At 74.2% G+C, this 25,184-nt stretch carries 23 protein-coding genes, 2 tRNA genes, 1 other RNA gene and 1 riboswitch; of the genes, 14 read left to right on the forward strand and 12 right to left on the reverse strand.

Going from position 1 to position 25,184, the window contains the following annotated elements; genetic code table 11:
* Positions 1-47 precede the first annotated feature (47 nt).
* The 3 genes from HCC30_RS11130 to HCC30_RS11140 all read left to right on the forward strand — a co-directional run bounded on the left by HCC30_RS11130 (position 48) and on the right by HCC30_RS11140 (position 2,337).
* Positions 48-617: a hypothetical protein gene (locus HCC30_RS11130; RefSeq protein WP_169442296.1), complete on the forward strand. Its 570-nt coding sequence runs from the start codon at positions 48-50 to the stop codon at positions 615-617.
* A 155-nt stretch (positions 618-772) separates the two neighbouring features.
* The gene (locus tag HCC30_RS11135; protein WP_169442297.1) at positions 773-1,237 is read left to right on the forward strand and encodes a BlaI/MecI/CopY family transcriptional regulator; all 465 of its coding nucleotides are present in this window, start codon (positions 773-775) and stop codon (positions 1,235-1,237) included.
* Positions 1,238-1,239: 2 nt separating this feature from the next.
* Positions 1,240-2,337 carry a M56 family metallopeptidase gene (locus HCC30_RS11140; protein WP_240979507.1) on the forward strand — a complete coding sequence of 366 codons (1,098 nt, stop codon included), beginning with the start codon at positions 1,240-1,242 and terminating at the stop codon, positions 2,335-2,337.
* Between the two features lie 21 nt (positions 2,338-2,358).
* Here HCC30_RS11140 and HCC30_RS11145 read toward each other — a convergent pair whose 3' ends face one another.
* The 5 genes from HCC30_RS11145 to HCC30_RS11165 all read right to left on the reverse strand — a co-directional run bounded on the left by HCC30_RS11145 (position 2,359) and on the right by HCC30_RS11165 (position 8,734).
* Complete coding sequence (locus HCC30_RS11145; protein WP_169442298.1) at positions 2,359-3,474, reverse strand: polyprenyl synthetase family protein; 1,116 nt, start codon at positions 3,472-3,474, stop codon at positions 2,359-2,361.
* 2 nt (positions 3,475-3,476) lie between these two features.
* Positions 3,477-4,544: a tetratricopeptide repeat protein gene (locus HCC30_RS11150; RefSeq protein ID WP_169442299.1), complete on the reverse strand. Its 1,068-nt coding sequence runs from the start codon at positions 4,542-4,544 to the stop codon at positions 3,477-3,479.
* 452 nt (positions 4,545-4,996) lie between these two features.
* Entirely contained in the window at positions 4,997-5,605 is a 609-nt protein-coding gene (locus HCC30_RS11155; protein WP_169442300.1) for an HhH-GPD-type base excision DNA repair protein, read from the reverse strand.
* A 106-nt stretch (positions 5,606-5,711) separates the two neighbouring features.
* Positions 5,712-7,085: an SPFH domain-containing protein gene (locus tag HCC30_RS11160; RefSeq protein WP_169442301.1), complete on the reverse strand. Its 1,374-nt coding sequence runs from the start codon at positions 7,083-7,085 to the stop codon at positions 5,712-5,714.
* Entirely contained in the window at positions 7,082-8,734 is a 1,653-nt protein-coding gene (locus tag HCC30_RS11165) for an SPFH domain-containing protein (RefSeq protein ID WP_169442302.1), read from the reverse strand. Before HCC30_RS11165 ends, HCC30_RS11160 begins: the two co-directional genes overlap by 4 nt.
* Positions 8,735-9,321: 587 nt before the next feature.
* On the opposite strand from HCC30_RS11165, the gene HCC30_RS11170 reads away from it, so the two are divergent.
* From HCC30_RS11170 to HCC30_RS11190, 5 genes are read left to right on the forward strand one after another with little or no spacing between them, the layout of a single operon-like run.
* Positions 9,322-9,462 (forward strand): hypothetical protein, encoded by a 141-nt coding sequence (locus HCC30_RS11170; protein WP_169442303.1) that lies wholly within the window; start codon positions 9,322-9,324, stop codon positions 9,460-9,462.
* A 50-nt stretch (positions 9,463-9,512) separates the two neighbouring features.
* Positions 9,513-10,217, forward strand: a complete 705-nt coding sequence (locus tag HCC30_RS11175) for a hypothetical protein (RefSeq protein WP_346776585.1) — start codon at positions 9,513-9,515, stop codon at positions 10,215-10,217.
* Complete coding sequence (locus HCC30_RS11180) at positions 10,214-11,197, forward strand: hypothetical protein (RefSeq protein ID WP_240979508.1); 984 nt, start codon at positions 10,214-10,216, stop codon at positions 11,195-11,197. The genes HCC30_RS11175 and HCC30_RS11180 overlap by 4 nt, the downstream gene beginning before the upstream one ends.
* Positions 11,194-12,114, forward strand: a complete 921-nt coding sequence (locus HCC30_RS11185; protein WP_169442305.1) for a hypothetical protein — start codon at positions 11,194-11,196, stop codon at positions 12,112-12,114. The genes HCC30_RS11180 and HCC30_RS11185 overlap by 4 nt, the downstream gene beginning before the upstream one ends.
* Positions 12,111-13,190 carry a serine hydrolase domain-containing protein gene (locus HCC30_RS11190; protein WP_169442306.1) on the forward strand — a complete coding sequence of 360 codons (1,080 nt, stop codon included), beginning with the start codon at positions 12,111-12,113 and terminating at the stop codon, positions 13,188-13,190. The genes HCC30_RS11185 and HCC30_RS11190 overlap by 4 nt, the downstream gene beginning before the upstream one ends.
* A gap of 18 nt (positions 13,191-13,208) precedes the next feature.
* Here the strand turns inward: HCC30_RS11190 and HCC30_RS11195 are convergent, their stop codons facing one another.
* On the reverse strand, positions 13,209-14,501 hold the full coding sequence (locus tag HCC30_RS11195) for an FUSC family protein (RefSeq protein ID WP_169442307.1): 1,293 nt from the start codon (positions 14,499-14,501) through the stop codon (positions 13,209-13,211).
* Positions 14,502-14,717: 216 nt separating this feature from the next.
* On the opposite strand from HCC30_RS11195, the gene HCC30_RS11200 reads away from it, so the two are divergent.
* A complete protein-coding gene (locus HCC30_RS11200; RefSeq protein ID WP_169442308.1) occupies positions 14,718-15,485 on the forward strand; it encodes a class I SAM-dependent methyltransferase in 768 nt (255 codons plus the stop codon).
* Positions 15,486-15,498: 13 nt separating this feature from the next.
* Here the strand turns inward: HCC30_RS11200 and HCC30_RS11205 are convergent, their stop codons facing one another.
* Positions 15,499-16,500, reverse strand: a complete 1,002-nt coding sequence (locus HCC30_RS11205) for a LacI family DNA-binding transcriptional regulator (protein WP_169442309.1) — start codon at positions 16,498-16,500, stop codon at positions 15,499-15,501.
* A 195-nt stretch (positions 16,501-16,695) separates the two neighbouring features.
* On the opposite strand from HCC30_RS11205, the gene HCC30_RS11210 reads away from it, so the two are divergent.
* Complete coding sequence (locus HCC30_RS11210; RefSeq protein WP_169442310.1) at positions 16,696-17,631, forward strand: carbon-nitrogen hydrolase; 936 nt, start codon at positions 16,696-16,698, stop codon at positions 17,629-17,631.
* Positions 17,632-17,692: 61 nt separating this feature from the next.
* Here HCC30_RS11210 and cobF read toward each other — a convergent pair whose 3' ends face one another.
* Complete coding sequence (cobF, locus tag HCC30_RS11215) at positions 17,693-18,502, reverse strand: precorrin-6A synthase (deacetylating) (protein WP_169442311.1); 810 nt, start codon at positions 18,500-18,502, stop codon at positions 17,693-17,695.
* Positions 18,502-19,728, reverse strand: coding sequence for a tRNA uracil 4-sulfurtransferase ThiI (gene thiI, locus HCC30_RS11220; RefSeq protein WP_206323713.1), 1,227 nt, complete (start codon positions 19,726-19,728; stop codon positions 18,502-18,504). Before thiI ends, cobF begins: the two co-directional genes overlap by 1 nt.
* 167 nt (positions 19,729-19,895) lie before the next feature.
* Positions 19,896-20,118: riboswitch (cobalamin riboswitch) on the reverse strand.
* A 221-nt stretch (positions 20,119-20,339) separates the two neighbouring features.
* Here thiI and HCC30_RS11225 point away from each other — a divergent pair.
* The gene (locus HCC30_RS11225) at positions 20,340-20,759 is read left to right on the forward strand and encodes a hypothetical protein (RefSeq protein ID WP_169442312.1); all 420 of its coding nucleotides are present in this window, start codon (positions 20,340-20,342) and stop codon (positions 20,757-20,759) included.
* Between the two features lie 112 nt (positions 20,760-20,871).
* Here HCC30_RS11225 and HCC30_RS11230 read toward each other — a convergent pair.
* The 3 genes from HCC30_RS11230 to HCC30_RS11240 form a co-directional block, all read right to left on the reverse strand.
* Positions 20,872-20,959 (reverse strand) — tRNA-Ser (locus HCC30_RS11230).
* Positions 20,960-21,061: 102 nt separating this feature from the next.
* Positions 21,062-21,247 (reverse strand): hypothetical protein, encoded by a 186-nt coding sequence (locus HCC30_RS11235; RefSeq protein ID WP_169442313.1) that lies wholly within the window; start codon positions 21,245-21,247, stop codon positions 21,062-21,064.
* A 184-nt stretch (positions 21,248-21,431) separates the two neighbouring features.
* Positions 21,432-21,519, reverse strand: a tRNA-Ser gene (locus HCC30_RS11240).
* A gap of 141 nt (positions 21,520-21,660) precedes the next feature.
* On the opposite strand from HCC30_RS11240, the gene ffs reads away from it, so the two are divergent.
* From ffs to HCC30_RS11255, 3 genes are all read left to right on the forward strand, one after another.
* Positions 21,661-21,759, forward strand: an RNA gene (gene ffs, locus HCC30_RS11245) — signal recognition particle sRNA small type.
* 137 nt (positions 21,760-21,896) lie between these two features.
* Entirely contained in the window at positions 21,897-24,422 is a 2,526-nt protein-coding gene (locus tag HCC30_RS11250) for a DNA polymerase III subunit gamma and tau (protein ID WP_346776586.1), read from the forward strand.
* Between the two features lie 294 nt (positions 24,423-24,716).
* Entirely contained in the window at positions 24,717-25,058 is a 342-nt protein-coding gene (locus tag HCC30_RS11255; RefSeq protein WP_169442315.1) for a YbaB/EbfC family nucleoid-associated protein, read from the forward strand.
* The last annotated feature ends 126 nt before the right edge of the window (positions 25,059-25,184 follow it).

The following is a 25,184-nucleotide window of genomic DNA, read 5'->3' on the forward strand; positions in this document are numbered from 1 at the left end:
CCCCTCCGTCGTACCGATGTCGTCCCGAGGAGGCCGCGTCCCGTCCCATGAACACTTCCGCGTTCCCCCCTTCGCAGGCCCCGGGTGCCGACCTCGCCCCGGAGGACGTGGCCGACTTCGAGCGCGTACTCGACGACGTCCTGGCCGGGCCGGAGTTCGCCGGGGACGGGGCGGACGTGCGCGGGCTGCGGGCGCGGGCGGTGCGGGGACGTGCCGGGATCGTCCGGGCCGCGCGGGAGGAGTACCTCGTCCTCCTGCGGTGGCGGGAGCGGTGGTCGGGCGAGGGCGGGGACGCGACGGCGCTGCCGCTCGTCCTGGGGCTGGTGCCCCGTCTGGGTGCGGTCGCTGCCGCCTTCTTCCTGCTGTTCGGATACGGGCTCCTGTTCCTGGGGCTGCGCCCCGACCTCGGCTCCACCTGCGTCACCTGCGGCGGCGCCTTCCTCGCGCTCGCCGTCGCCGGCTGTGTGCCCCTCGGCTGGCTGCTGCTGCGGCGGGAACGGGCCCGCGCGCGGTGGCACGCCGCATTGCGGGACCGTGGCATCCTTCCCTTCCTCCGCGGACAGCGCCCGGGCCACGACGCCCGGGACGTGGTGCGTGACGGGCGCCCCGACGGGTAGCCGCGCCCCGGGGACGTCACCGGACCGGGGCGCGGCGCGGGAGCCGCGGCCGGCGGGGGAGGGCCGGAGCCGAGCGGCTGCCCGCCTCGTCACCCGGGGATGGGACGATGCCCTGACGGCACGCGCGGGCGACCGCGCAGAAGGGAGACACGGCGATGAACGGGGACCGGAACGGGCAGGAGGACGTGACGGGCAGCCGTGGCCGTGAACACGCCCGCGGCCGCAGACGCGGACAGGGCGAACTCGAGTCACAGGTGCTGTCCGTACTCGGTACGGCGCCCGAGCCGGTCAGCGCGGCCTGGGTGCAGCAGCGCCTCGGGGGCGACCTCGCGTACACGACCGTCATCACCATCCTTTCCCGGCTGCTCGCCAAGCAGGCCGTCACCCGGACCCGGGTGGGCCGGTCCTATGTGTGGAGTCCCACCGCCGACCAGGCGGGACTGGCCGCGCTGCGGATGCGGCGGGTGCTCGACAGCGAGAAGGACCGGGACGCCGTCCTCGCCAGCTTCGTCTCCTCCCTCTCGCCCGACGACGAACGCCTCATGCGGGACCTGCTCCGGGAAGCCGGAGTGCCCGATGCCGAGGTCGGCGTCCCCGGTGACGCCGACCGCGAGGAATGAGCATGGGTCTCTTCGTCCTCCTGCCGCTCGTCCTCCCGCTGAGCGCGCTGCCGATCGCGCGCCTCGCGGAACAGCACCTTCATCCGCGCGGCACCACACGGCTCCTGACCTGCATCGGAGTCGTCCTCGCGCTGTGCAGCACGCTCTGTCTCGGTCTGCTGATGGTCGTCGGGACCGCGCAGCTGCCGGGGAACCCGCTGCCCGACGGCTGGTCCGACCCGGAGGTCCGGGCGGCCGTTCCCTTCGCCGAGACCACCGGTACGGCGGCGATCGGCGCGCTGGCGCTGGTGCTCGGCTCGTGCGGGACGGCGCTCTGGCGGCACCGGCGGGTACGGGCGCGGGCCCTGGAGGCCCTCGACGGGCTGCCGTACCGCTCGGACCTCGCCGTGCTCCCCGACAGCCGCGCCTATGCCTACGCCCTTCCGGGCCCGTTGTCCTTCACCTCTCTCTCCCGGTTCGACGCGTCCCACGTCGTCTCGCCCCTCGTCTCCCCCTTCACGTCGCGCTTCTCGGGCTCGCTGCTGTCGGGTCCGGGTCCGTACGGGTCGGGGCTGAACCCGGGGTGGCCCCGGGCCGAGGTGCCGGGGCGGGGCCGGGCGGGGCGGGTCGTCGTGTCGACCGGCATGCTGCGGTCGCTGGCCGGTGACGAGCGGCGGGCGCTCATCGCCCATGAGCGGGCGCACCTGGGGGCCAGGCACCACCGCTTCCTGCTCGCCTCCCAACTCGCCGCGCGCGCCAATCCGTTGCTCCGGCCGCTCCGGGACGCGGTCGCCTACAGCGCCGAGCGCTGGGCCGACGAGGAGGCCGCCCGGGCCGTGGGCGACCGCAAGGTCGTCGCCCGCGCCGTGGGCAAGGCGGCGCTGGTGTCACGGGGCGAGGCGATGGCCGGGGTACTGGCCTTCGCCTCCACCGGTCCGGTGCCGCGCAGGGTCGCCGCGCTGCTCGAACCGACACCGCCGTCCCGCAGTTGGCCGCCGGCGCTGACGCGTGCCGGGCTGGCCGCCTTCGTGGCCGCCGCCGGGACGGCCGCCTCCGCGCTCTCCTCGCTCAACGCGGCCGTCGCCCTGTTCCTCGTCCTGAAGGCCGCGACCCCGCTGTAGCCGTGGGGGTGCCCGGCGGGGTCAGAGGCTTCGGTCTATGAGGTACGGCAGGAGGGCCTCCAACTCCTCGGCCGGACGGTGCTCCATCTCGACGCCGCGCAGCAGCTCCCGGGCCGTCGCGAGGTGGACGCGGGCCTCGGCGAGCGTGGCCGAGCGTCCGTCCGCCCGTTCCACCAGGGCGGCGGCCCGGCGGAGGGTTCCGCTGTCCGGGGTGGGGCCGGACATGGCGTCCGAGGTGAGGAGTTCGCCCAGTTCCTGAGCGGCGGGGCCGCCGGAGGAGAGCGCGGCGAGGACGGGGAAGGTCTTCTTCCGCTGACGCAGGTCGTTGTGCACGGCCTTGCCCGTGACCTGCGGGTCTCCCCAGATGCCGAGCAGGTCGTCCACGGCCTGGAAGGCGATGCCGAGGTGCCGGCCGGCGCGGTCGAGCACGTCCGCCGTGTGCCGGGGAGCCCCGGCGAGGACGGCGCCCGTCGCGGCGGCGCAGCCGAGGAGCGAGCCCGTCTTGTGCTCCGCCATTGTCCGGTACTCCTCGGGTCGTACGGCCTCCTCGCCCGTCCAGGGGCGGTCCTCGAACGTCAGGTCCTCGGCCTGGCCGCGGACCAGTTCGCCGAGCGCCCTCGTCAGCCGCCGCACCGCCTCGGGGGCGTACGGCCCTGCCGAGGTGGTCAGGGTCTCCATCGCCAGGGCGAACAGGGCGTCACCGGCGAGGACGGCGGGGCCGGTGCCGTACGCCTTCCACACCGTCGGGCGCTGCCGGCGGAGCTCGTCGCCGTCCATGATGTCGTCGTGCAACAGCGAGAAGGTGTGGATGAGTTCGACGGCCACGGCGCCGGGCACCGCCTCGGCCGCGGGGGCGCCGAACGCCTCGGCGCAGAGCACCGTCAGCGCCTGGCGCACGCCCTTGCCGCCCGCGCCGGTGCGGCCCGACGGGGTGCCGCCCGGCTCGCACCAGCCGAGGGAGAAGGCGGCCATCTCGCGGGGGAGCGCGTGGAGTTGGCCGACGGCCTCGCTCAGGCCGGGGCGTACGGTCTCGCGGCAGCGGGCGAGCACCTCGGGGGCGCTGACCTCGGGAGTGAGCGCGCAGGTGCAGGTGCCGGTGGATTCGGTGGTGGTGGCGGAATGCTGAGCCGGTTTCATCGTCAGTGGTCCCCCTCTCCCGTCGTGCCCGCCGGGGTCGGTTCGAGCGCGGCGCCCAGTTCGGCCAGGGCCTTGTCGACCATGTCGCGGGCGTGCCGCAGGCCGATCGTGTCGAGGGTGCGGCGGAGCGCGTGCAGGTCCCGCGCGGTCTCCCGGGGCTCCCGGCCGAGCTGCGCGAGCGTCTTCACCAGGCCGAGCCGGGACAGCGCGGCGCCGCGCGGCTCGTTCATCTCCTCGAACTCCTGGAGCGCCAACTCGTAGACCGGGCGGGCCTCTTCGTACCGTCCGGCGCGGAAGAAGACGTTGCCCCGCATCTTGTGGTTGTAGGCGAGCGCGCTCGACAGCCGCATGGCGCGGCAGGTCGACTCCGCCTCCGAGAGCAGCTCCAGCGCGCGCTCCGGGTCGTCACCGCGTACCGAGAGGATGTCGGCCACGCCGCGCAGCGCCCAGGCGCGTCCGCGCTGGTCGTCCGCCTGCCGGGCGATGCCGGCCGCCTCCTCGAACATCGCCAGCGCGGTGTCGTACCTGCCGGTGTTGCGGTGTATCTGGGCTATCCCCTCCAGCGCCCAGACGGTGTGCCGGGCCTCGCCGCGCTTCCGTGCCTCGGCGAGCAGTTGTTCGTGCAGCTGCTCCACCGCCTCGTAGTCCCCCTGGATGCGGCCCGTCTCGGCCATGCCCGCCAGGGAGTACCCGCGCGCGACGATGTCGTCGCCGCGCTTGCCCATCTCGGCGGCGAGCCCGAGCAGCCGGCGGGCCAGCGTCAGCTTTCCGCGCTGCCTGGCCAGGGTGCCGCCGCTCCACAGGGCCCAGGCCATCGCGCCCAGGTCGCCGGCGCCGCGCGCCGTGCGGTAGCTCGACTTCCAGGCGAGGTCGGCCTCGGCGACGTTCCCCAGCCGGCGCTGGGCCTCGGCCACGGCCAGGCCCGCGCGCGCCACCTCGGACGGGGAGCCGGACCGCTCGGCCTCCCGCAGCTGTTCGGTGCCCTTGGCCAGCACGTCCGTGAGCGACGCATTCACCGAGAGGGAGGTGAGTGCGCCCTGGTACTCGGGTGCGGATGCCTTCGTGAACATGAATGCCTTTCTGCTCGCCCCGTCCGGCTCGCGCCGCAGAAAACCGCGCCGAGGCCCGGCCCGGAGATCGGCCCGGCCCGGAGCCCGGGCCGGGCCTCGGCGCTGGTCAGGCGCCTCGTCCCCGTCGTGCGAGGAACTATACACCCGGTGTCTACACCTGGTGTATAGCGATCTGCACGGATTGCGTCGCGAACGGCCTGCCCGGCCCTCCGGCCGGTCGGTCCGTACGCGCCGGCGGCGGTACGTGCCGGTGTCCGACGGTCTTTCCACGCCCAACGCGCGCGCCGGACGCTCCTGTTGCTGATCAAGACGACGGCCGGGCCGATGACGTTGCCTCGGCGCGGAAGTTTCCTCCTCAAGGCGGACCCCCTCCGCCTCAGGGGGTATCCGGAACGACGGAGGCGTCGCGTCCGCAGCGGACGCGACGCCTCATACGTGCCGGGGGCGGGGGCTCACTTCTTCCCGGTGGCGCCCTTCCGCTCCTTCTCCTCCTTCGCCCGCTGCTTCATCTCCCGCTTCCGCTCGCGGACTTGGCCCAGCGACTCCGGTCCCGTCACGTCCGCGACGGACAGCTGCGCGTCCTCGGCTCCGTAGTCGCCCGCCGCCTCGCGCCATCCGGTGGGGCGGACGCCGTACTGCTTGCCCAGGAGGGCGGTGAAGACCTGGGCCTTGTGCTTCCCGAAACCGGGGAGGGCGGTCAGCCGCCCCAGCAGGTCCCGGCCGCTCTCCGCCTCCTCCCAGACGCGCTCGGCCTTGCCGTCGTACGTCTCCACCAGGTACGCGCACAGCTCCTGCACCCGTTTGGCCATCGAGCCCGGGTAGCGGTGCACCGCGGGCTTCTCCGAGAGGATCTGCGCGAAGTCCTCCTGGCTGCGGGCGGCGATCTCGTGCGCGTCCAGGGAGTCGTGCCCCATGCGCTGCGCGATGGTGTACGGCCCGGTGAACGCCCACTCCATGGGCACCTGCTGGTCCAGCAGGGCGCCGACCAGGACGGCGAGCGGGTCGCGGCCGAGGAGCGCGTCGGCCTCGGGCTGCTGGGCGAGTCGCACGGTGATGTTCATGCCCCGATGTTGCCCCGGCGCACAGTGCCGCGCACGCCGCACCCCCGGAACGCCACGGGCGCGGGCCCCCGGAGGGTGCCCGCGCCCGATCGAACCGGTCCGCGCGTCAGTCGTTCAGCTGCGCGGCCGCGTCGACCGCCGCCTGCGCGGCCTTCGCCGCGGCCCGGCCGCCGTTGCCGCCGCCGCGCGGGGCGGCGCCGTTGCCGTTCGGCAGGCCCTGCATGCTCGGCAGGAGCTGCGCGGTGAGCAGCGTGGACAGCGCGGAGGTGTCCCCGCCGCCGTTCGCCCCGTCCGTGCGGACGACCACCGGCTGCGGTGCGTTCCCGGCGAGTTGGGCGCCCACCTCAAGCCTGCGGCGGGCGAGTTCGTACTGCAGCACCGCGCGGTTGTCGCGGTACGCCTGGGCGAGGCGGCGCTGTGCGCGGGCCTCGTTCTCGGCGGAGATGAGGCCGCTGCGGCCGCGGGTCTCGATCTCGAAGCGCACCTTCTGCGCGTCGGTCTCCTGCTCCTCCAGCAGCTGCGCGACGTCCTCGCGTGCCTTGTTGAGCGCGGCCTTCACCTCGACGATGCGGGCGTCCCGCACCTTCTTGGCCCGCTCGATGTCCATCTGGAGGCTGTCGATCCGGCGCTTGCGGGTGAGGCCCCACTCCTGCTCGTACGCGGTGGCCTCCTTGGCGACGCGCTCCCGCGTCGCCAGGTGCTGCTGGTACTGCGCGGGCAGCTGGACGTCCGGGATGTTGCATCCGGTGATGCGCACGCCGTACCGGGACAGCTGCCGGGTGAGCAGTTCCTGCATGTCGTGCACGTCCGAGCCGCGCAGGTCGTAGGCGCGTTCGGTGTGCACCATGCGGCCGCGCTGCCGGATCGCGTCCTGGACGGCGGCCGACAGCACCAGGTCGAAGTTGCCCGCGCCGATGGTGCGGACGAACAGCACCGCGTCGGTGATGCGGAACTTCAGGAAGAACTCGATCGCGCGCAGCGGCACGTTCTCGTGCGTCGGGCAGGCGACGACGGGGGCCGAGTACGGGATCTCCGTCGCGGTGTCGACCACGAAGTCCACCCGCGACCAGGGGTGCCACAGGTAGTGACGTCCCGGGTCCAGGGTGCGGGAGATGGCGCCGTAGCGGGTCAGGATGCCGTTGGTGCCCTGCTCGATCTCGACGATCGAGGAGCGCCACCACCACAGTGCCCCGCCGAGTACGAGGACGACGCCCGCCACGTACGCGGTCACGGCGAGCGAGCCGTACGCGAGGGCCGCGGCTCCGCCTCCGCCGCCCTGCACGGTCAGCATCACGCCGCTGAGCAGCGCGAAGAGGCCGGCCCACAGGGGGAGCATCCACCACAGCTTCTGCCGGTGGCGGGGGATGATGACCGGTACGAGGGTGCCCGCCTCGCCGCCGCGCAGCAGCTGCGGGATCTCCGACCAGGGGGCGACCTGTTCGGTGATGACCGACCTGCGGTTGATGCCTGCGCTGCTCATTCCGCGCCTCCCTCGAAAACGGTCGCCGGGGCGGTGGTCTCGTCGTCCGGATCGTCCGTGCCGCCGGTGCCCTGCGGGGCCGCCGGGACGGTGGGCCGGTCGGCCTCCAGCAGTGCGTCGATCTCGCCCTGACGGGAGGTGATGCGCTCGGTGACCTCGTCCAGCCGGGCGCGCACGGCCGCCATGTCCTCCTCGGAGAACAGTTCGGTGCCGCGTTCGCCCACCAACTCGCGGGCCAGCGCCAGGAAATCGACGCCGGCCGCGCCGTCGGGGCCGTCCGAGCCGCCGATGCGCACCAGGCGCGGCAGGTGGTCGGCGACGCCCTCCAGGGTGTCCAGGACCTGCTGCTGGTAGCGGTACTCCAGGATCTCCGGGGCCTCGGCCGCGGTCACCGCGCGGATGTCGAGCGCCTGGGCCTCCAGCAGCGCCGCGTTGGCCTTCGCCTCGGACTCGGCCTGGACGTAGCGCTGGCGGGCCAGCGCGCCCGCGCGGTTGGTCTCGCGCTCGACGGCGGTGTCCATCTGCGCCTGGTACTGGGCGATGTCCGCGGTGATGGCGGACAACGTCTCCTGGCGGCCCGCGAGTTCCTTGCTGAGGTCGCCCTCGTCCTGCTCCTTGCGCAGCTGGAGCGCGTACTCGTGGGTGTACGCCTCCTTCGCGACGCGCACCATCTCGGGCGCCGCGAGGTCCATGCGGTAGCCGCGGTCGGACGGTTCGGCGTGCGTGATGTTCGCGTTGGTCAGCTCGGCCGCGGGCCGGAACTGGCCGTTGAGCTGCTCCAGCAGACGGCCGGTGTCCTCACCGACCATGTCGTAGATGCCGGAGGCCTCCTGCTCGTAGATGAGGCTGCGGATCGTCTCGCTGACCGCGTTGTTGAGCTTCTCCTCGAAGCCGCGCACGGCGCCCAGCGTGTAGACGAACTCGACCGGGTCGCTGATCCGGAACTGGATGAACAGGTCGATGGACGCCTTCACCCCGCCCCGCGTGGGGGCCTCCCGCACCGGCGCGTTGAAGGGGTACTCGCGGGTGGTGTTGATGATGTACGAGACCCGCTTCCACGGGTTCAGCAGGATGACCCGGCCGGGGCCGACGACCTGCTCCAGCTTGCCGAAGCGGGTGATCAGCGCCTGGCAGCCGTCCGGGACCATCACCATGCCCTGCTTCCACCACACGAAGGCGACGGCGGAGACGGCGACGATCCAGTAGTGCAGCCCGAACAGCGGGTGGGCCAGGGTGGAGATGCCCGTCACGGCCGAGGTCGCGGCGGCGACGGAGGTGCCGATCACGCCGATGACCAGCAGGAGCAGCACGGGCAGCATGCTCAGCAGGGAGCGCCCCTTGGGGATGACCATCGGGCACACGCCGTGCACCGTCCGGCCGCTCTCGCGGTGCTGTTCGCTGCGGTTGAGCGCCTCGGCGGCCTCGTCCAGCGGGACGGTCTGCTCCGCCATGACGGTGTCGATGCTGCCGCCCTGTTCGCGGGCCGCGGGGAAGTCGGCGGGGTCGACGCCGTCCTCCCGTACTCCCTCGGCGCCCTGGCCTCCGGCGCCTCCGGCGGCTCGTCGCAGTTCCTCCTCGGCCACCCCCCGCGGGTCGGCGCCGCCGGCCACCGCTTGCGCGACTCTCCGCGCGTTCTGTCCCCGTGCCACAGGTCCCCCTTTGATCACGGTCAAGTTGTGAATGGTGCCCGGCCATCCCACACCATGCGCTGTGCCGGGTACAGGGCGGGATGGAGGGGTGTGACCTCTCCGTTGCAATTGCGCACGCCGGGTCGCTGACGTGCGGCGACCAGGGGCGCGCGGGGTCCGTCCGGGGCCGGGGGCGTGCCCTGTGACATCTCCGGGGGCGTTGGCGCTGGACACAGTGGGCCGACTGGTCATCGGCCGCGCGGTCCCGCGACGAGGTCTCTCCCCCCGAAACCTCCGGGCCGCGCACGGCGCGGGCGGGACACACACCCGGCCACGGCCGCTCCCGCCCGCGCCGCTCTCCCCGCCGTCGACCCGGCCCAACTCCCCGCCGCAGCAGGCCGGTTGGCGCCTCCTGCCGTGCCCCGCCCCGCCACCCCGGGGCGTATCCGAAGTGACTCGCGCGTAGCGCCGGTGCGTTGGCCGGGTGGGCGTCCCCCGTTTGCGGGGTCGGACATATGGGATTTAACTGTCTGAGGATCTACAAGCCACTCATAGGGGATGATCCTATGCTGCCGGTCGAAGAACCTCGTACGCTCGCGACAGAGGCCATGGCGGACGACGTCGAGTCGCTGCTGAACCAGGCCGAGCCGGACGGTACGTTCCGCGACAGTGCGGAATGCGCAGGTGCAGTGCTCCTCGCGGGGCTGCTGCTCCTCTCGCCGCAGACCCCGCGCCCCGGGAAGGGCTGACGCGGATCGTGGAAACGGAGCGTTCTGCAACCGCGAGCCGACTTCAGGCCGTGGTACAGGAGTTCGCGTCCGCGGTCGTCCCCGCCCTTCGGGGCGGGGGCGGCCGTTCCGACGTCCTGGGCTCTGTACTGACCGGCGCCGACGACCCGGTCGCCCTCGCCGCCGCGCGCGTGCTGGGCGCCGATGTGCTGGCCCCCTGCACGCTGGCCGGCAAGACCCCCACGGACGCCGATGTGGCGCTGGTCGGCGCGGCGGTGTCCGCGTACCCGCCGGGCAGTGGCGCGTCCGCCGCGACGGCCTGGACCCACTGGGGCATGTGCGCGGCGCTGGAGCGCGCCCGCGCGGCCGGAGCCGGAGGCACGGCCCCGCCCGGCGCCCCCGACGGCGCGGCGCCCGCCACGGACTGGGTGGCCGCCGAGTCCTGGCAGCGGGTGACGCACCAGCTGGCGCAGGTGGCCTCCCTCGCCGTCCCCGGCATGCCCTCCGCGCTGGCGGACGCCGTGGCCCGGCGTCCGGTGGACCTCTCTCGCGGCTTCGTCCGGGCGGTGCGCCGGCGGGACTGGCTGCAGGCGGCCGGAGCGGGCCGCTGGCTGGCGACGACCGAGGGCGTACCCGAGTCGCTGTGCCTGGACACGGGCCTCGAATTCGTGCACCACATGGGCGCCGCGGCGGACGCCCGCGTCGCCCTGCACGTACGGGCGGCCCGACTGGCCCGGGAGACCGCGCTCCTCGCGCAGGACAGGGCGGGCGTATGAACACAGCCGTCGCGCAGGGGGACCGGGCGGCGGACGACGGGGCGGAGCTGCGGAGCCTCCAGGACGGGCTCTCCCGCGCCGCGCTGTCCTGGCTGCACTCCCACCTGGCCGACTTCGCCCTGCCCGAGGACGTCGACCACCCGCGCATCGACCGCAACGTGACGCTCAAACCCCTCGGCGAACTCGCGCAGATCAGCCAGTGCACCCTGCGCCACGCCCCGCCGGGCAGCGAACAGCGCCGCACGGCAGGGGAGTTGCTCGATGCCGCCTGGGCCGAGATGCGGCACGGCGAGCTGTTCCTGACGCTCGTGCGCGGGGAGCCGCACGCGACGTACCCGGTGGAGTTCTACGGCGCGTTCTCCGAAGCGGGCCTGCGGCACGAGGAGTTCGAGGAGTACGCGCGCTTCGCCGCGGGCACCCGCGCCTGGCGGCTGACCGAGCACGACCCCACCCGCAAGCTGTCGCTGCTCAACGTCCAGCACCGGCTGGGCCTCCCGCCGGGCGAGGACCCCCAGGACGCCATGCGGCGCACCTGGCTCGGCGGCCCGGCGGAGCCGTGGGCGTTCGAGCTCCACGCGGGATACGCGCTGACGCACCACGTCTTCCACGTCACCAACTGGGGCAGCGCGCCGTGGCGGCTGCCCGGCGAGGTCTGCGACTACCTCGCGCTGTGGCTGCCCGCCTGGCTGGACTCCTGCCTGGAGCACGGGTATTGGGACCTGACCGGCGAACTCCTCGCCGTCGCCGCGTGCCTCCCCGACCCCGGCGCCGTACCGGTCACCGAGGCGTGGCGGGCCTACGCGGCGGTGCAGGGCGCCACGGGCGCGATCCCGGAGTCGGGCCCCGTACCGGACGAGGACGCGGAGGGGACTTTTCTCGCCTGCTACCACTCCACGCTGACGGGCACCCTGGCCGCGGTCCTGGCCTCGGCACGCGCGGCGGACGAGAGCGAGCGGAGTACCGGAGGAGCAGAGACATGACGAGTCCGCAGCTGCCGCACACCGTGGGCGCCAAGGCGCTCGACTGGCTGTCCGCGAACCGTTCCCGCTTCCGCGGCAGAGAGGGCGACGCGACGGGGCGGGAGCTGGGCGAGCAGCTCAAGCCCGTCGGTGAGTTCGCCGTCGTCGGCAAGGTGCTCTTCCGCGAGGGCGTCGCCGGATCGCGCCAGTCCGAGGTGGTCCGGGAACTTCTGGACTACCTGTGGCGGGAGCCGCTGGAGGGCGGCGGGCTGCTCGCGCACATGCAGCGCAGGGAGCCGCTCTCGCCCATCCCGCTGGAGCTGTACGTCCCCTTCCGCGAGCTGGGCTACCGGCACAGGGACGTCGAGGACTGTGCGAACAGCGCGCGGCGGCTGGCCAGTTGGCGGGCGATGGAAATGGGGCCCACCCGGCGGCTCGGCCTCGCGCGGGTGGAGGAGCGCGCCGGAATGGAGGCCAGCCTCCCCGTTCCGGAGGCGACGGCGCGTACCTGGCTGGGGCAGACCCCCGAGCCGTGGTCGGCGGAGTACTACGTCAGCTACGACGTCACCCACACCGTCTTCCACCTCACCGACTGGGGCGAGCGGCCGGAGGGGCTGCCCGCCCGCATCGCCGACTATCTGGCGCTGTGGCTGCCCGTGTGGATCGACGACTGGGCCGGAATGGAGCACTGGGACCTGCTCGGCGAACTCCTCGTCGTCGACGCCTGCCTGCCGCGTCCCGTGCTGGACCCGGACATCTGGCAGCGGTACGCGGACGCGCAGCGCGCGGACGGTGCCATGCCGGTGCAGCACAGCCTGCCGGACGCCGGACCGGACGAGACCTTCGACATCGCCTTCCACCCCACGCTCGTCGCCGCCTTCGCCTCCGTCATGGCGACCTCGCGGGCGATGACCGCGCTCACCGGCGCCGCCCGATGAGCATGCTCGCCCCGGCCGAGGCGACCACCGACGTCGCCCGCAGCCTGGCCGAGGAGCGGCTGCGGGAGGCGGTGGAGTCGGTCGACGCGCCGGACGTGGTCTTCGCCCACAGCCAGTACGGGCTGCGCACCGTCGCCACCGGAGGCACAGGGCCGCTCCCCGGGGTGCCACGGGAGGCGCTCCGCTACGAACTCGGCTCGGCCACCAAGACGTTCACCGGCCTGCTGCTCGCCGAGCTCGCCCGGCAGCAGTACGTCCGCCTCGACGAACCGGCCGCGCGCCGCCTGCTCCCGCCCGGGCCGCCCGCCTACCGGCGCGGCACGGGGGAGCGGCACCGCGACGCGATCACGCTGCTCCATCTGGCCACCCACACCTCCGGACTGCCGCGGGTGCCGCACGACCTCATCCCGCAGGCCGTGCCGAAGTGGCGCACCAATCCGTACGCCGCGTACGGGCGGCGGCAGCTGCTCGACGCCTTCGCCGGAAGCCGCCCGCGGCGCGCTCCGGGAAGCCACTGGTGGTACTCCAACTTCGGCGTCGCACTGCTCGGCATCGCCCTGTCCGAAGCGGCGGGCACCCACTATCCGCAGCTGCTGCACCAGCGGGTGCTGGCCCCGCTGGGCATGGACCGCACCTGTCTCGCCCCGCAGGAGCCCGGCGAGGACGCCACGGGGCACGGGAGGGACGGCGTGCGCGAGCTCCCGCCGTTCGACCCGGGCGGCTTCACCGCCAGTGCGGGCGTCCGGGCCACCCCCGGCGACCTGCTCACCTATCTGGAGGCCCATCTCCGGCCCGGCGCAACGCCGTTGCCCACCGCCCTGACGTACGTGCGGAAACCGCTGCTGCACACCAGCGCGGGGGCCGGGCGCCGGCACACGTACACCCTCGCCTGGACGCGGCACCCGTCCCCCGAGGGCTGCGTCTACTTCCACTCCGGCGCGACGATGGGGCAGGAGGCGTTCCTCGGCTTCCGCCCCGACACGGGGACGGCCGTCGTCGCCCTCGCCACCCGCAGGTACGCGCGCGGCCGGACGGTGGTCAGGCCGGCGTACCGGCTGCTGACCGAGGGCATCTGACCGGCCGGGCCCGGTGGTTCAGCCGCCGTCCTGGTGGGGCGGCGGGGGCGAGCCCTGGTGCTGGACGCGGTCGAATTCCTGCATCAGACGCTCCGCGTCGATCAACAGCGCCCCGCCGGCGGGCCATTCGGGCCGCTCCTCGATCTCCTCGGCGAGCTCGCCGTACCTCCGGCGGCCCTCCTCCCGGTGCCGCTCCAGCGCGGCGTACTCACCGTCCCCGGACTCCTCGTCGCGGCCGTCCCGGTCCTCCTTGCCGTCGGCCGTGCGGCCGAGGTCGCGGGCCATGGCGGCGGTGACCTCCAGCAGCCGCGCGTAGGAGCGCAGGAACCGCGAACCGGGCGTCTCGGGGCGCCGGTCGGCCCCGCCGCCCGGCTCCCGCTCCCCGCCGTCCGAGGCGTGCTGGACGCCCCTGGCGATGCTCCGCACCTGCTCGCTCGCCCGCTCCAGGCACTCCACGGCGGTCCGGCAGCCCTCGAAGGTCGTGGGATGGCGGCGCGACAGCAGCCGGCGCGGGTTGTACGAGACGCTCTCCGCGCCGTGCTCCACCGCCTGCCGCGCCTTGCGCGCCGTCCCGTCCATCGCGGCGGTGCGGCGCACCCAGTCGTCCGCCGTGTCGGAGCTCGGTACGCCCTCGCGCAGGCCCTCGGACATGTCGCACAGCAGCGTGTGCAGCGCGGAGGCCAGCTCCCGCACGCCCTGTTCCGCGTCCCGGTACCGCATCGGCGGGAGCAGCAGCAGGTTGCTCAGGACGCCCACCGCCGCGCCGAGCACCACCATGCCGACGATGTCGGTGAGCGCCCCCGTCGCGCCCCCGGAGAGGGAGTTGAACGCGAAGATCCCGATGACGGGCACCTGCGCGCCCTGTGCGCCGAGCCGGTTCCAGCGGCCGCCGAGCAGCCCGACGACGAGCATCACGGCGAAGGCCACCAGCGCCGGCTGGAGGAAGCTCCCGGTCAGTGCGGCGGCGAGCACCCCCAGCAGCACGGCGGCGAGGTACTGCGCGGACTGCAACAGCGTCCGGTACACCGTGGACTGCACCACCAGCAGCGCGGTGAACGGCGCGTAGGTGGCCTGCGGCGAGGCGAACACCCCGTCCGCCACCGCCCAGGAGACGACGCCCGCCAGGGCGCTCTTCGCGAGCAGCAGCGCGGTGTCCCGCTCGTACCCGGCGGTGTCCCGCGCCCGCCGCACCCAGTTCCGCATCCGGCCGGGGACGCGGCGCGTGCCGCCCGCCCAGTCGCGCAGCCGCGCCCGCACTCCGCCGTGCCGGGAGCGCTGCTCTCCGTCCCGTGGTTCCTTCGCCGCGTCCACCTGTTCCTGAACTCTCCTTCTGCCGCCGCCCACTGTGCTCGTGGCCGGACCGGACGGTGGAACCACGCTGTAGTGACGGGCCGCCCGCTGTCACCCGGCTCGCCGTACCGCCGTCGCCGACCGCACGTCCGGCCCTTCGTCCCCAGCTGTGGACAGTGCGCCGGGCCGCCGGGAAAACCGCTGGCAGTCGCGGTGCGGCGGGGTGAGGATGCGGGCATGGCACGTACGTTTGACGATTTGCTCGCCGAGGCCGAGGACGCTCCCGTGGAGGGCTGGGACTTCTCCTGGCTGGACGGCCGGGCGACGGAGGAGCGGCCGTCCTGGGGATACCAGCGGTCGATGGCCGGGCGGCTGGCGTCCGCCTCCGCCGCCCTCGACGTGCAGACGGGCGGCGGCGAGGTCCTGGCCGGGGCGGCGGGAGCGCTGCCCGCCACGATGGTCGCCACCGAGTCCTGGCCGCCGAACGTCGAGAAGGCCACCCGGCTGCTGCACCCGCTGGGCGCCGTCGTCGTCGCCGACCCGGACGAGCCCCCGCTGCCCTTCGCGGACGAGGCGTTCGACCTGGTCACCAGCCGGCACCCGGCGACGGTCCACTGGACGGAGATCGCCCGCGTGCTCCGCCCCGGCGGCACGTACTTCGCCCAACACGTGGGCCACGCCTCGGTGTTCGAGCTGGTGGAGTACTTCCTCGGCCCGCAGCCCGAGGCCGCCCGCCTGCGGCATCCGGACCTGGAGTGCGCTCAGGCGCGGGCCGCCGGGCTGGACGTCGTGGACGTGCGCTGCGAGCGGCTCCGGACGGAGTTCTTCGACGTCGGCGCCGTGGTCTATTTCCTGCGCAAGGTGATCTGGATGGTGCCCGGTTTCACCGTGGCCGCCCACCGCGAGCGGCTGCGCGCCCTGCACGACCGGATCCAGGCGGACGGCCCCTTCGTCGCCCACGCGACCCGCACCCTCGTCGAGGCCCGCAAGCCGGCGCGCGGCTGACGCGCCCGGCGCCTCAGCCGGCGCCGGTGGAGGCGCGGGTGCGCAGGGTCCAGTCGTGGTGGCGTACGGCGTCGCGCGGGGCGCGGTCCGCGAGGATGTCGCTCAGCAGCTCCGCGCAGGCCCGCCCGTAGTCCGTGGGACGCAGGTCCACGGCGGTGACCGGGGGGATCGCGCCCCGGGTGGTGACGCCGTCCACGCAGGAGGCCACCAGCAGGTCGCGCCCGGCCTCGCGGCCCAGCGCCGCGGCGGCCTGGAGCACGCCGGGCGCCGCGCCGTCCGGGGCGCAGACGACGGCGTCGATGTCCGGCTCCTCGGTGAGCAGCCGGCGGGTGGCGGCCTCGGCCTCGGCGGGGGTGGCCGCGAACGGAACGGTGCGTACGGCGACGGGAGTTCCGCCGTTGTCGCGCCCCCAGGTGCCCGCCGTCTCGCGCAGCGCGGTGGCCCAGGCGGAGCTTCCGGCGGGGGCGAGCAGCGCGGGGCGCCGGGCGCCCCGGGCGCCGAGGTGGTCCAGCAGCGCGGTCAGCGAAGCGGCGTTGTCGCAGACGACGGCGCCGCTGGGGCCCGAGGCGGGGCCCAGGTAGCGCTCGCCGGTGACGACGGGGACGCCCGCGCCGAGCAGGCCGTGCACGGTTTCGTCGCCCGCCTCGGGGTCGATGACGAGCAGCCCGTCGACGCGGGAGGCGAGCGGCCCGCCGGTGCCGCCGGCCGGGGCGAGGAGGACGACGTCGAGGCCGTCCTCCTGGGCGCGCGCGGCGGCGCCGAAGGCGAGGCGCATGTAGTAGTCGAGCCGGGTCGCGGTCTGCGGGAGGTGCAGGCCGACGGCGCCGGTGCCGGCGCGGCGGAGGCTGCGGGCCGCGCTGTTGGGGCGGTAGCCGAGCTCCCTGGCGACCTCGCGGACCCGCTCGCGGGTCGCCTCCGCGACCCGGCCCGAGCCCTGGAGCGCGTCGGAGACGGTGCTCTTGGAGACCCCGGCCGCGCGGGCGACATCGACGAGATTCACGCTGCGACTGCTCACAAGTCCGCAAGTCTATCCCCGCGGGCGGTTGCCGGACGGGGCTTGCCGGAACGTTCCGGCCGTGCGTACATTGCTCCGTGCCGGAACGTTCCGGCAAGGTGGTGGGCGGTGTCCGGCGCCCCGTGCGCCGGACCCTCCCCACCGTCCGCCCCACCCGCCGCTCGTCCCCCCCCCGTCACGTCATCGGGAGCCCTCATGCGTGTGATCACCGCGTACAACCCGCCCGCATCGCCCACCCGCACCCGCCCCGCCGAGCGCGAGCCGTTCCGCGTCGCCGCCGTGCAGGAGCGCTGGCACAGCGACCCGGCCGAGCACAAGGCAGCACTGCGCGAGGGCATCCGCCTCGCCGCGGAGGAGGGCGCCCGGGTGGTGTGCCTCCAGGAGCTGACCCTCTCCCCGTACTTCGCCGTGGTCCGCAAGGCCGACCACCCCGCGCCCGCCGGCCCCGAGGAGCTGGAGTCGGGCCCGACCTTCACCTTCGCCGCCGAGGCGGCCCGCGAGTACGGCGTGTACGTGCACGCCTCGCTCTACGAGAAGGCCCCGGCCCCGGACGGCTCGGACGACGGGCTCGGCTACAACACCGCGATCCTCGTGGCCCCCGACGGCACGCTCGTCCGCCGCACCCGCAAGATGCACATCCCCGTCTCCGAGGGCTACTACGAGGACCACTGGTTCCGGCAGGGCCCGGCCGGGGACGACGCCTACGCGCCGGTCGACGTCGAGCAGGCCCGCGTCGGCCTGCCGACCTGCTGGGACCAGTGGTTCCCCGAGTTGGCCCGCGCCTACTCGCTCGCCGGGACCGACGTCCTCGTCTACCCGACGGCCATCGGCTCCGAGCCCGGCCACCCCGGCTTCGACACCCAGCCGCTGTGGCAGAAGGTCATCACGGGCAACGCCATCGCCAACGCGACGTTCATGGTCGTCCCCAACCGCATCGGCACCGAGGGCACGCTGACCTTCTACGGCAGCTCCTTCATCGTCGACCCGTACGGCCGGGTCCTCGCGCAGGCCCCGCGGGACGAGGCCGCCGTCCTGGTCGCCGACCTGGACCTGGACGCGCGCCGCGACTGGCTGGAGCTCTTCCCGTTCCTGGCCACCCGCCGCCCCGAGTCCTACGGGCCGCTGTCCTGAGCCCGCGCGCGGGGGTGCGTGCGGCGGCGCGCACCCCCGCGCACGGTTCGTTCTCCGTCGCTCAGTCCGTTCCGGAGGGCCGGCCGGTGAAGCGGAGCAGATAGGTGTCCATGATCCAGCCGTGCTCCGCGCGGGCGCGCTTCCGCAGCGCGTCGATGCGGGCCGCCACCTCCGGCAGCGGCCCGGCGACGAGGAGTTCGTCCGGGGTGCCCAGGTAGGCGCCCCAGTAGATCCACAGCGCCGCACCGGCCCGCTCGGCGAGCTGGGGGAGCGCCTCGGTGGTGTCGAGCATGACGACGACGTCGCTCTCGCCGCCGAGGAACTCCGGGAGCCGGTCGGCCAGTTGGCGCCCCGGCGTGATGTGCACGGGACGGCCGACCCGGTTCAGCGGGATGCGGTGCCGGGCGGCCAGCGCGGAGACGCTGCTCACCCCGGGCACCACCTCGTAGCCGAAGGCCACCGTGCCCCGCGCGGTGACCTCCTCCAGCACCCCGAGCGTGCTGTCGTACAGCCCCGGGTCGCCCCACACCAGGAACGCGCCGCACTCGCCCGGCGCGAGCTCCTCGCGGATCAGCCGCTCGAACAGGTCTGCCCGCCGCCCCCGCCAGCCGTGCACGGCCGAGGCGTACGCCCCGGCCTCCCGCCGGGTGCGGTCCCGCCACGGGTCGTCCGCCTCGACGATCCGGAACGGGCCGGGCACGTGTGCGTCCAGCACGTCCCGGCGCAGCCGCGTCAGGCCCGCCTTCGCCTCGCCCTTCTCGATCACGAAGAAGACGTCGGCCCGCCGCATGGCGTGGACCGCGGCGAAGGTCAGGTGCTCCGGGTCGCCCGCGCCGATGCCGACGACGAGGACGTGCCGCTCCGGCGCCATCAGGCCGTGCCCGCGCAGCTCGGTGCGGTGAGGCCGGAGGGGCCCGCGTCGGCGCCGGGGGTGAGGCGCTGCGCGCTGTCCAGCAGCTCCTCGATGATCTCGTCCATCTCCAGCCGCCGCTCGATGCGTTCGAGGTCCGGCAGCCGCGCGGCGGTGGTGACCTTCTCCGGCGTCAGCAGCTGGCAGCAGTCCTCGTCGGGAAGTACGGAGATGTCCGCGGTGCCGATGCCCCGCGCCTCGTCGATGATCTCCTGCTTCTCCCAGCCGACCAGCGGGCGCAGCACCGGCAGGACGGACGCCTCGTCGACGGCGGCCAGGTTCTTCAGCGTCTGGCTGGCCACCTGCCCGAGGTTGTCGCCGGTCACCAGCGTCTCGGCGTGCAGCCGGCGCGCCAGTTCGCCCGCGGCGCGCACCATCAGCCGCCGCTGCGCCACCACTTGGTACCGCCCGGCCCCGACGATCGCCAGCTGCTTCTGGGCCGCGCCCATCGGCACGATGTGCAGCTTCCCGTCGGGCTGGTACCGGTTGAGCTCACGCGCCAGCGCGTACGCCTTGTACGCGGAGGACGGGTTCGTGTACGGCGCCCCGGTGAAGTGCACGAAATCGCAGCGCAGCCCGCGCCGCATCGCACGGTAGGCGGCGACGGGCGAGTCGTAGCCGCCGGAGAGCAGCACCAGGGCGCGGCCGCTGGTGCCCACCGGCAGACCGCCCTGCCCGCGCAGCCGCACCCGCGAGACGTACGTCTCGTGCTTCTCCACCTCGACGTTCAACTCGACGTCGGGGGCGGAGAGATCGACCGGGAGGCCGAGTTCGGCCTGCACCCGGGCGCCGATCAGGGCCGAGAAGCGGGAGGACTTCACGGGGAAGTTCTTGTCCCGGCGGCGGGCGCGGACGGCGAAGGTGATCCGCGGGTGCGCCTCGTCCCGCGCGGCGGACAGTTCCGCGACGGCCGCCGCGTAGATGTCCTCCTCCGTGGACGGGACGCGCACGGCCGGCTGCACGGTGTTGAACCCGATCACCCGGCGGACGCGCTCCACCAGCTCGTCCAGCCCGACCGCGTCCCCGTCACCGTCGCTCTCGCTGCCCACGACGGTGACGTTCGGCTCCTTCCGGATCCAGACGGAGCCCTCCAGGCCGCGCAGGGCCAGCCGCAGGTTGTCGCGCAGCCGGGCCTCGAAGTGCTCGCGGTTGCGGCCCCTGAGGAAGATCTCGCCGTGCTTGAGCAGGACACAGTGCCGTGCCCCGCTCCCCGCGGTCCTGGCCGCGGTCTCCCGGGACGCGGGCTGCCGGGGCACGGTCCGGTGGTCGCCGTCCGGCTGCTGCTGTGGCACGGAACTCTCCTTCGCGAGTCACGTCACGGACCCGGCCGCGGGTCGCGCGCTGCCGTGCACGGCTCTCGCGCACGGGCAGTGGCAGGTCTTCGGACTGGTGGGCACGCCCGACGCGTTCGGGCATCTACTGGCCGTCGCTTCCCGGAGCCGCTCACCGCACTCCAGTGCTCGATGACGGCGGTCGTTCCCACTCACCGCTGCGGGGCAGTCCCGGACTCCCACCGGGTTCCCTCTTACGACGCGCCTGCCTGGCGGGCAGGGCGAACCAGCTGCACGTCCAGCGTACGAAAGCCCCGGGCCCCCGGGTGCGCCGTGAACCCTCAGGGACGGACCCGCTCCCCGTAGGGGCCCGTACGGCCGGAGACGGACGGCGAAGCCGTCCCTGAGCCGTACGGAAACGGGCATTCGGCGCCAACAGACTGGAAAGGCGTCCACGGCGGACGCCTCGCAGCAGTCACAGCGGTACGGCCTCTCCGTGGCGGCCACCGCGGAGAAAGGACCACCGGATGACCCGCGCCCTGCGCACCACCCTCCTCGCCGCCGGCGGCACCGCGCTCGCCCTGGGCCTCACCGCCTGCGGCTCGATGAACCCCTTCGACCGCCACCAGGAGAGGTCGGAGTACAAGACGGGGGCGGAGGCCAAGGAGGACCGCGCCTCCATGCCGCGCTGGCTGCCGGACGACGCGAGAGACGTGAAGTACGTGCTCTCCACCACCGGCGACGACCGCCTCCTCTCCTTCACCCCGAAGGACGGAAAGCTGCCCGCCCCGTGCAAGCCCGGCAAGCCCCAGGGCGAGCCGCAGCTCAAGGCCGACTGGTTCCCCGAGGGGACGGCCGCCAAGGCCGGCACCAACTGCGGCACCTGGTCGGGCCACCTCGCGGACGGCACCTTCACCGCCTGGCAGGACAAGGCCACGGTCCGCTGACCGGCCCGGCAACTCCCCTGCCGCAGCGCGGAGTTGGAAGCGCCCGGGGAACGACGAAGGCCCCGGCCGGTTTCCCGGTCGGGGCCTTCGTCGTATTGCCCGGTGAAGGCAATGGCGGAGGATACGAGATTCGAACTCGTGAGGGGTTGCCCCCAACACGCTTTCCAAGCGTGCGCCCTAGGCCACTAGGCGAATCCTCCACGGAAAACTCTACAAGACGCGGAGGGGTGCCTCTGCACACGCGCGCGGCCGCACCCCGTCCGCCGGTGAACGGTGCGCGGCGGCAAGCCGGTTGGGGCGCGTCAGGTGGAGCGCGTCCGGTGCTCGTCCCCCGGGTCCAGGACCTGGGCGCGGCCCTCGGCGGTCTGCTGGGCGTGCGGTTCGCCCGTCGGCTGGTGCGCGCCGTTGTGCGTGGTGGCGCGGCGGATGAACAGCGCGCCCACGACGATCAGGGCGAGCACGATCACGACGGCCAGGAAAGTGCCCACGGTCCTCATCTCCCATCCCGCAGCCGGTACCTGTGACCGATATACGAGCTTTGTCCCCGTAGTGCTCTCACTGTACTCCGGCCGTGGGTGGCCGCTCCCTGTGCGGAACGGGGGGTGGGGATACGACAAAAGCCCCGCCCGGTTTCCCGGTCGGGGCCTTCGTCGTATTGCCCGGTGAAGGCAATGGCGGAGGATACGAGATTCGAACTCGTGAGGGGTTGCCCCCAACACGCTTTCCAAGCGTGCGCCCTAGGCCACTAGGCGAATCCTCCGCCGGAGACTCTACAAGACGCCGAGGGGTGCTCGCGAACCCGTGAGCCGGTGCCCGGGGTGCGCTGAGTCACAGGTCGGGGCGGTGCGGAACGGGTGTGCGTACGGGTTCGGTTCACGGGGCGGGGATCGGGTAAGGTGGGCGCAGCCCCTCACGTGGCGCTATCTCTCTGAACTCCCCCAGGGCCGGAAGGCAGCAAGGGTAGGAGGGCTCTGGCGGGTGCGTGAGGGGCGCTTGCGTTTCCGGGGTCGCTTTCTCGCCTTCCATCGGCTTCCGTCGCCCCGCTGTCATCTCCCGTACGCGGAACGTGACATGAGCGGTCCGGGCGGGGTTCGAGACTGGCGTCACTTGTCAGTCGTCCCCGATATCGTCGTAGTCGTGTCGTCCCTCGCCCTGTACCGCCGCTATCGCCCCGAGACCTTCGCGGAGGTCATCGGGCAACAGCACGTGACCGATCCGTTGCAGCAGGCCCTGCGCAACAACCGCGTGAACCACGCGTATCTGTTCAGCGGGCCGCGCGGCTGCGGCAAGACGACCAGTGCGCGCATCCTCGCCCGGTGCCTCAACTGCGAGCAGGGGCCGACGCCGACGCCCTGCGGCGAGTGCCGCTCCTGCCTCGACCTCGCGCGCAACGGCCCCGGCTCGATCGACGTGATCGAGATCGACGCCGCCTCGCACGGCGGTGTGGACGACGCGCGTGAGCTGCGCGAGAAGGCGTTCTTCGGCCCGGCCTCCAGCCGGTACAAGATCTACATCGTCGACGAGGCGCACATGGTCACCTCGGCGGGCTTCAACGCCCTGCTGAAGGTGGTCGAAGAGCCGCCCGAGCACCTCAAGTTCATCTTCGCGACGACGGAGCCCGAGAAGGTCATCGGCACCATCCGCTCGCGGACACACCACTACCCCTTCCGCCTCGTCCCGCCGGGCACGCTGCGCGACCACCTCGCCGAGGTCTGCGAGCGCGAGGACATCCCCGTCGACGACGCGGTGCTGCCGCTCGCCGTCCGGGCCGGCGCGGGCTCCGTGCGTGACTCCATGTCCGTCATGGACCAGCTGCTGGCCGGCGCGGGCGAGGACGGCGTGACGTACGCCATGGCCACCGCGCTCCTCGGGTACACGGACGGCGCGCTGCTGGACGACGTGGTGGACGCCTTCGCCGTCGGTGACGGCGCCCGGGCCTTCGAGATCGTCGACCGCGTCATCGAGGGCGGGCACGACCCGCGCCGCTTCGTCGCCGACCTGCTGGAGCGGCTGCGCGACCTGGTGATCCTCGCCGCCGTCCCGGACGCCACCGACAGCGGACTGATCGACGCCCCGGGCGACGTGGTGGAGCGGATGCGCGCGCAGGCGCAGGCCTTCGGCCCCGCCGAGCTGAGCCGCGCGGCCGACCTGGTCAACACCGGCCTGACGGAGATGCGCGGGGCGACGTCGCCGCGCCTCCAGCTGGAGCTGATCTGCGCCCGCGTCCTGCTCCCCGCGACGTACGGCGACGAGCGCTCCGTGCAGGCCCGGCTGGACCGGCTGGAGCGTGGTGCCGCCTTCGCCGGCCAGGGCGGCGCCCCGGCACCGGGCCTCCCCGAGGGGCTGAGCGGGCCCGCGGCGGCGCGTGCGGCCGTGACGGGTGCGGCTCCGGCTCCGGCCGCCGCGCCTTCGGCCGGGGGGCCTGCGCCCGGTGTCCCCGGTGGGCAGCCGGCCGCGCAGCCCGGGGGTGAACAGGCCGTTCCCGCGCCGCAGTCGGCGGCACCCGAGCCGCAGCCGCAGGCCCAGCAGCCCGCGCCCGCCGCGCAGGCCGCACCGCCCGCCGCCGCACCGCCCGCCCCCGCGTCGAAGCCCGGCGCGTGGCCGGGCGGTACCGGTGGCGACGGCGCCCCGGCCGGGGCCGGTGCGTCCGGCCCCGGTGCGTCCGGACCTGCCGCGTCCGGCCCCGGCGCGCAGTCCGGTGCGCAGGAACGTCAGCCGGGGGCATGGCCGACGGCCACGGCGCCCGGTTCCGGTGGCGGTGCCCAGGGCGGCGGCTCCCCAGGAGCAGGCGCCCAGGGCGGCGGCACCCCCGGAGCGTGGCCCGGCGCCGCGGCCCCCGCGTCGCAGGCCGCGCCCGCCGCGCAGCCCTCGGTGCCCCCGGCCCAGCCGCAGCCCGCGCAGCCGGAGGCGCAGGCTCCCGCGCCCGCCGCCGGCGGTCAGGACCCGGCGCAAGGGGCCGCGCAGGTACGGCAGATGTGGCCGACGGTGCTGGAGGCGGTCAAGAACCAGCGCCGCTTCACCTGGATCCTGCTCAGCCAGAACGCGCAGGTGCTCGGCTTCGACGGGACGACGCTCCAGCTGGGCTTCTCCAACGCGGGCGCGCGGGACAGCTTCAACAACAGCGGCAGCGAGGCGATGCTCCGGCAGGCGCTCCAGCAGGCGCTGAACGTCGACTGGAAGGTCGAGGCGGTCGTCGATCCCTCGGGCGGCGCGGGCGGCCCGTCCGGCGGCGGCCCGGGCCCCGGCGCGGGCGGCTTCGGCGGCGGACCGGGCGGACAGAGTGGCCCCGGCGGCGGGTTCGGCGGCGGGGGTTCCGCCCCGCAGCCGCCGCCCCCGGCCCCGGCACCGCCCGCCGGCCCGCCGCAGGGCGAGGCGCCGGGCGGCCAGGGCGCGGGCGGAGCGAGCGCTTCCGGTGCGCCGGGCGGCGGCGCGGCCGCGGGGGCGCGGCAGGCGCTCGCCGCGGCGCAGAGCGGCGGCGCACCGTCCGGCCGGGCCGAGGGCGGCGCCGCGCCGGCCCCGGCGGAGGAGCCGTCGTGGGCGGGCGTCGAGGAGGACATGCCCGCCGAGGACGACCCGGATCTCGACGAGTCCGCCATGTCCGGGCACGACCTGTTCGTGCGCGAGCTGGGCGCGACCGTCATCGAGGAGTTCCACCACGAGTGAGCGGGCGCGCGGCACCGCCTGAGCGCCCCGTGGTGCTCGCTCACGCGGGAGCGTCCGGCGGGACGTGCGCAGCGGAGCGGCCCGGTGTCGTTGGGTACGCAGGGTGACGACTCAACCGTCCATTCCGCACCCAGAGTTCGTTTTCTGTCACCCTGCGCGACAGTCTGTCGGTGGCATTGTCGGGGTGTCGTATCTCGTACGCGTGCATGCCGGTATCGGCACGGCGGCGTGGAGTGTGAACACGTAGGCTCAGCTACGAGTACAAGACGTCGTCGACGAGCCAGGAGCCAAGTCGTGATTCCCGGTGGTGGCCAGCCCGACATGCAGCAGCTGCTGCAGCAGGCCCAGAAGATGCAGCAGGACCTCGCCACGGCTCAGCAGGAGCTTGCCGAGACGCCCGTGGAGGGTTCCGCGGGCGGCGGCCTCGTCCAGGCGACGGTGAACGGGGCCGGTGAGCTCAAGGGCCTCGTGATCGACCCCAAGGCCGTGGACCCGGAGGACACCGAGACCCTCGCGGATCTCGTGCTCGCCGCCGTCCGCGACGCCACGGCAAGCGCCCAGGAACTCCAGCAGCAGAAGCTCGGCCCGCTCGCGCAGGGGCTGGGCGGCGGCGGGATGCCCGGGCTCCCCTTCTAGCGCCTCCCGGGCGGGTGCCGGCCTCCGGCGCCCGCCCCGGTGCCCGTCTCCGGCGGATTGCTGGTGGCGGGGCCGCGCGGCAACTACCGTTCGTAGAGCAGTTACTTCACAGGATTCGGAGCGGCA

Source organism: Streptomyces sp. HNM0574 (assembly GCF_012726235.1).
GTDB lineage: Bacteria > Actinomycetota > Actinomycetes > Streptomycetales > Streptomycetaceae > Streptomyces.